Source organism: Anaerolineales bacterium, assembly GCA_022866145.1.
In the GTDB taxonomy this organism is placed as follows: domain Bacteria; phylum Chloroflexota; class Anaerolineae; order Anaerolineales; family E44-bin32; genus PFL42.
On sequence record JALHUE010000068.1, the window covers coordinates 1 to 3,861 of the forward strand.

General features: G+C 66.8%; 6 protein-coding genes. All 6 read left to right on the top strand.

Annotated features, from left to right (window positions below; genetic code table 11):
* Positions 1-33: 33 nt before the first annotated feature.
* Complete coding sequence (gene infC / locus MUO23_02085; GenBank protein MCJ7511743.1) at positions 34-582, top strand: translation initiation factor IF-3; 549 nt, start codon at positions 34-36, stop codon at positions 580-582.
* 117 nt (positions 583-699) lie between these two features.
* Entirely contained in the window at positions 700-933 is a 234-nt protein-coding gene (locus tag MUO23_02090; protein MCJ7511744.1) for a 50S ribosomal protein L35, read from the top strand.
* Between the two features lie 116 nt (positions 934-1,049).
* Positions 1,050-1,397, top strand: a complete 348-nt coding sequence (rplT, locus tag MUO23_02095; protein ID MCJ7511745.1) for a 50S ribosomal protein L20 — start codon at positions 1,050-1,052, stop codon at positions 1,395-1,397.
* Between the two features lie 124 nt (positions 1,398-1,521).
* The gene (locus MUO23_02100; GenBank protein MCJ7511746.1) at positions 1,522-2,103 is read left to right on the top strand and encodes a macro domain-containing protein; all 582 of its coding nucleotides are present in this window, start codon (positions 1,522-1,524) and stop codon (positions 2,101-2,103) included.
* Positions 2,100-2,873 (top strand): RNA methyltransferase, encoded by a 774-nt coding sequence (locus MUO23_02105; protein MCJ7511747.1) that lies wholly within the window; start codon positions 2,100-2,102, stop codon positions 2,871-2,873. The genes MUO23_02100 and MUO23_02105 overlap by 4 nt, the downstream gene beginning before the upstream one ends.
* Positions 2,870-3,861, top strand: a 992-nt coding sequence (locus MUO23_02110; GenBank protein ID MCJ7511748.1) for a DUF711 family protein, incomplete at its 3' end; no start/stop codon positions are given. The genes MUO23_02105 and MUO23_02110, both read left to right, overlap by 4 nt.

The following is a 3,861-nucleotide window of genomic DNA, read 5'->3' on the forward strand; positions in this document are numbered from 1 at the left end:
CGGGCCGCTCACGCCCTTCTGAGCGGCCCCGCCATGTCCGAGTCCGAGAGGAGTTGGAAGATCAGCGCATCCGAGTTCCGTGTCAACGAGGAAATACGGGTTAGTGAAGTTCGGCTGATCGGCCCGGACGGCCAGAACCTGGGCGTCGTCCCGCTACGCGAAGCGCTCACCATTGCCCAGCAAGCCAACCTTGACCTGGTAGAGGTCGCCGCCAATCTCTCACCCCCGGTGTGCCGGGTGCTGGATTACGGCAAGTTCCTCTACGAGAAGGCCAAGAAAGAGCGCGAGGCCCGCAAGGCGCAGACCAAGATCGAGATCAAGGAAATCCGCCTGCGGCCGAAGACTTCCGATCACCATCGCGGATTCAAGACCCGCAACGCCCGTCGCTGGTTGACAGAGGGCAAGAAGGTCAGGGTCCGAATCCGCTTCCGCGGCCGAGAGATCACCTTTCCGGAAATTGCCCTCGAGGACCTCAGGGACATCGCGGCTGACCTTTCCGATGTGTCGGTCATCGAGCAGACTCCGGCCATGGAAGGCCGGACGATGCTGATGACCCTGGCGCCGGGTAAGCCGAAAGCTTAGCCGCCTGGGGACGCCAGCCGATGCAGCCCGCGCCGCAGACGAAGGCCGGCGGTCGCGTCAGAGCACAAGCCTCCATCCGGTAGGGGCAGGGAAACACTAAGAGCAAGGAGCAGGATCGTGCCGCGCAAAGCGACCAAGACCGGCAAGTACAAGATCAAGACGCACAAGGCGACCTCCAAGCGCTTCCGCCGAACCGCTGCAGGCAAGCTCATGCGCACCAAGGGCGGCAAGAGCCATCTGCGGCGCCGCAAATCAGCCCGCACCAAGGCCCTGCTGGGCGAGATGATCGCGGTCAAGGGGCGCTCCTACAGGAAGCGCGTGGCGCGCCTGGCCCCCACCCTGTCCAAGTAAGTCCCGAGGCAAGCACGAACGGGACATCGAGATCGAGGCGCGCGGCCGTTGAGTGCATCCAACAGGCAGGGTGATCATTCCCTGCCGGCGCTCAGGGGACCGCAGGAGAGAAGAACGTGGCTCGTGTGAAAGGCGGGATTGTCACCCGCCGTCGGCACAAGAAGGTTCTCCGCATGACCAGGGGCATGTACGGCTCTCGTCACCTGCTCTTCCGCCGCGCCAACGAGGCGATGATGAAGAGCCTGTGGTACGCCTACCGTGATCGCCGTACCCGCAAACGCGATCTGCGGCGCCTGTGGATCGCCCGGATCAACGCCGCCGCCAGGCTGCGAGGAACGACCTACAGCCGCCTGATTCACGACCTGAAGGCAGCCGACATCCGGATTAACCGCAAGATGCTGGCCGACCTGGCCGTGCGCGATCCGGCTACCTTCGCCGCAGTCGTCTCGGCTGCCCAGCCCTGATCCTGCCCGACCGAACCCGTGATGCCACCCCGCCACCGCCGCGGGGCGGCTTCGCGCCGGGAGCACCCCTTCCGTCCGGACTTGATACAATCCTCCTGCCGGCTGGCCAGTGCTGGAGTGAGGCGTGTCCCGCTTGGTAGCCCATCTTGATCTTCCCACTGGACAGCGACTCGAGCTGCGCCAGGGCGATCTCACGCTGGAGTCAGTAGATGCCATCGTCAACGCCGCCAACGCCGGGTTGCAGCATGGGGGTGGGCTGGCCGGCGCCCTTGCCCGCAGGGGCGGACCCATCGTGCAGCTGCAAAGCGATCGATGGCTGGCGGAGAATGGCCCGATCGACCATGAGCGCCCCGCGGTCACCGGCGCAGGCAACCTGCCCTGCCGCTTCTTGATCCATGCCGTCGGCCCCGTTTGGGGTGAGGGCAATGAGGAGGTCCAGCTGGAAGCCGCGGTCCGAACCGCCCTGGAGACTGCCGACCGCCTGGGCGCGGCCAGCGTCGCCCTCCCGGCCATTTCGACCGGAATTTTCGGCTTCCCGGCCGAGCGCGCCGCCCCCGTGCTTCTGAAGCAAGCCGAGCGCACCTTGCAGGCTCATGCCGACAGTCACTTGCGAGAAGTCCGGGTCGTGCTGCTGGATTCGTCGACCCTCCAGAGCTTCCTGACCGCCTGGCGCCAACGCTGGCCGCTGGAAGACGGGTCAGCATGATCACCTCCGCCAGCAATCCGCGCGTCAAATGGGTCAGAGGTCTGCAGACACGCCGCAGCAGCCGATCGGGCGAAGCGGCCTACGTCGTAGAGGGCGAGCGCATGGCCCGCGAGGTCCTGGCCTCTGGCAAACCCGCATCGTTTGTCTTCTACACCGAGCACCTCGACGCCCGCGGCCGCGGGTTGGTGAACAGCCTTCAGCGAATCGGCGCCGCTGCCGAGCCGGTCAGCGACGCGGCAATGGCAGCCATGTCGGCCACCGAGTCGCCCCCGGGTTTGCTGCTGGTGCTGCCCATCCCCGAGGCCCAAGTCCAGAAACCGCTCACCCTGGCGGTGGTTGCCGACCGCCTTGCGAACCCCGGCAACCTGGGGACCCTGATGCGCACCTGCCGGGCCGCAGGCGTTCAGGCGCTGTTCCTGAGTGAGGGCACGGTCGATGCCTACAATCCCAAAGTCGTACGTGGTGCCATGGGTGCTCACCTGCACCTTCCGATCGTCAGGTTGAGCGATGAGGCGACCCTGCGCCAGCTGGACGGGGTGCCGCTATGGCTGGCCGAGGCCCGGCAGGGGGCAGTCTACCATCAGGTCGACTGGCGAGCTCCGGTGGCGCTGGTGATCGGGAGCGAGGCCACCGGCACCAGCGACGCTTTCCGAGAGTCCGCTCAGGGCACGGTGCACATTCCCCTTAGCTCCGGTTCCGAGTCGCTCAACGCCGCGGTCGCCGCCGCAGTCATCCTTTTCGAGATCGCCCGCCAGAGAGGCCCGACATGAACATCCGATCGATCACAGCCTTCGTCGCACCCGGCTGGCCGGTCGATCCGCGACGTATCGAAGAGGCCAGCACCTGCTTGAACAGCACCCGCCAGGCGTTGCAGCAGGCGGGCTACCCCGTTCAAACCCTGCGCCTGGCCACGCCGCCACCGGCCGAACTGGAGCGTCCGGTGCCGCCGGCGGATCGCGCCGAGCTGGCGCGGCAGCTGGAGGCCCAGGCCTTCGTGTATGGAATCGACTACGTAGCAATCGGCCCGGCGCTGCCCAAAGAGGTCGGGGGCTTTGCCGCCATCCCCGACATCCTGGCGTCCACGGAGACGGTCTTTACTTCCGGCCTGTACGCTGACTCAGAGATCGGGGTCTCCCTGCCGGCCGCCCGGGCCTGCGCCGAAGTGATTGACCGCAACTCGCGGCTGTCGTCGGACGGTTTCGCCAATCTGCGATTTGCCGCCCTGGCCAACGTGCCGGCCGGGACACCGTTCTTTCCCGCCGCCTATCATGACGGCGGATCTCCGGCGCTGGCCATTGCCACCGAGGCCGCAGAACTCGCCGTCGACGCCTTCCGCGAGGTGTCGTCCCCTGGAACCGCACGGCGCCGACTGGTGGGCATGATCGAGGCCCATGCCGCCGCCATCACCCGCCTTACCCAGCCGATCGCCTCGGAGCACGAAACCCGCTGGCTTGGCATCGACTTCTCGCTGGCTCCCTACCCCGAGCATCATCGCTCACTGGGCACTGCCCTCGAAGCTCTGGGCGTGCCAGCAGTCGGGCTGGCCGGAACCATCGCGGCCGCCGCCTTCCTGGCCGATTGCCTGGACCACGCCCAATTCAAGCGCACAGGGTTCTGCGGCCTGTTCCTACCGGTGCTCGAAGACGCCACCCTGGCCGCCCGGGCCGCCGAAGGCCACCTTTCCATCGAGGACTTGCTGCTGCTCTCGACGGTTTGTGGCACCGGCCTGGACACGCTGCCTCTGCCCGGCGACACCAG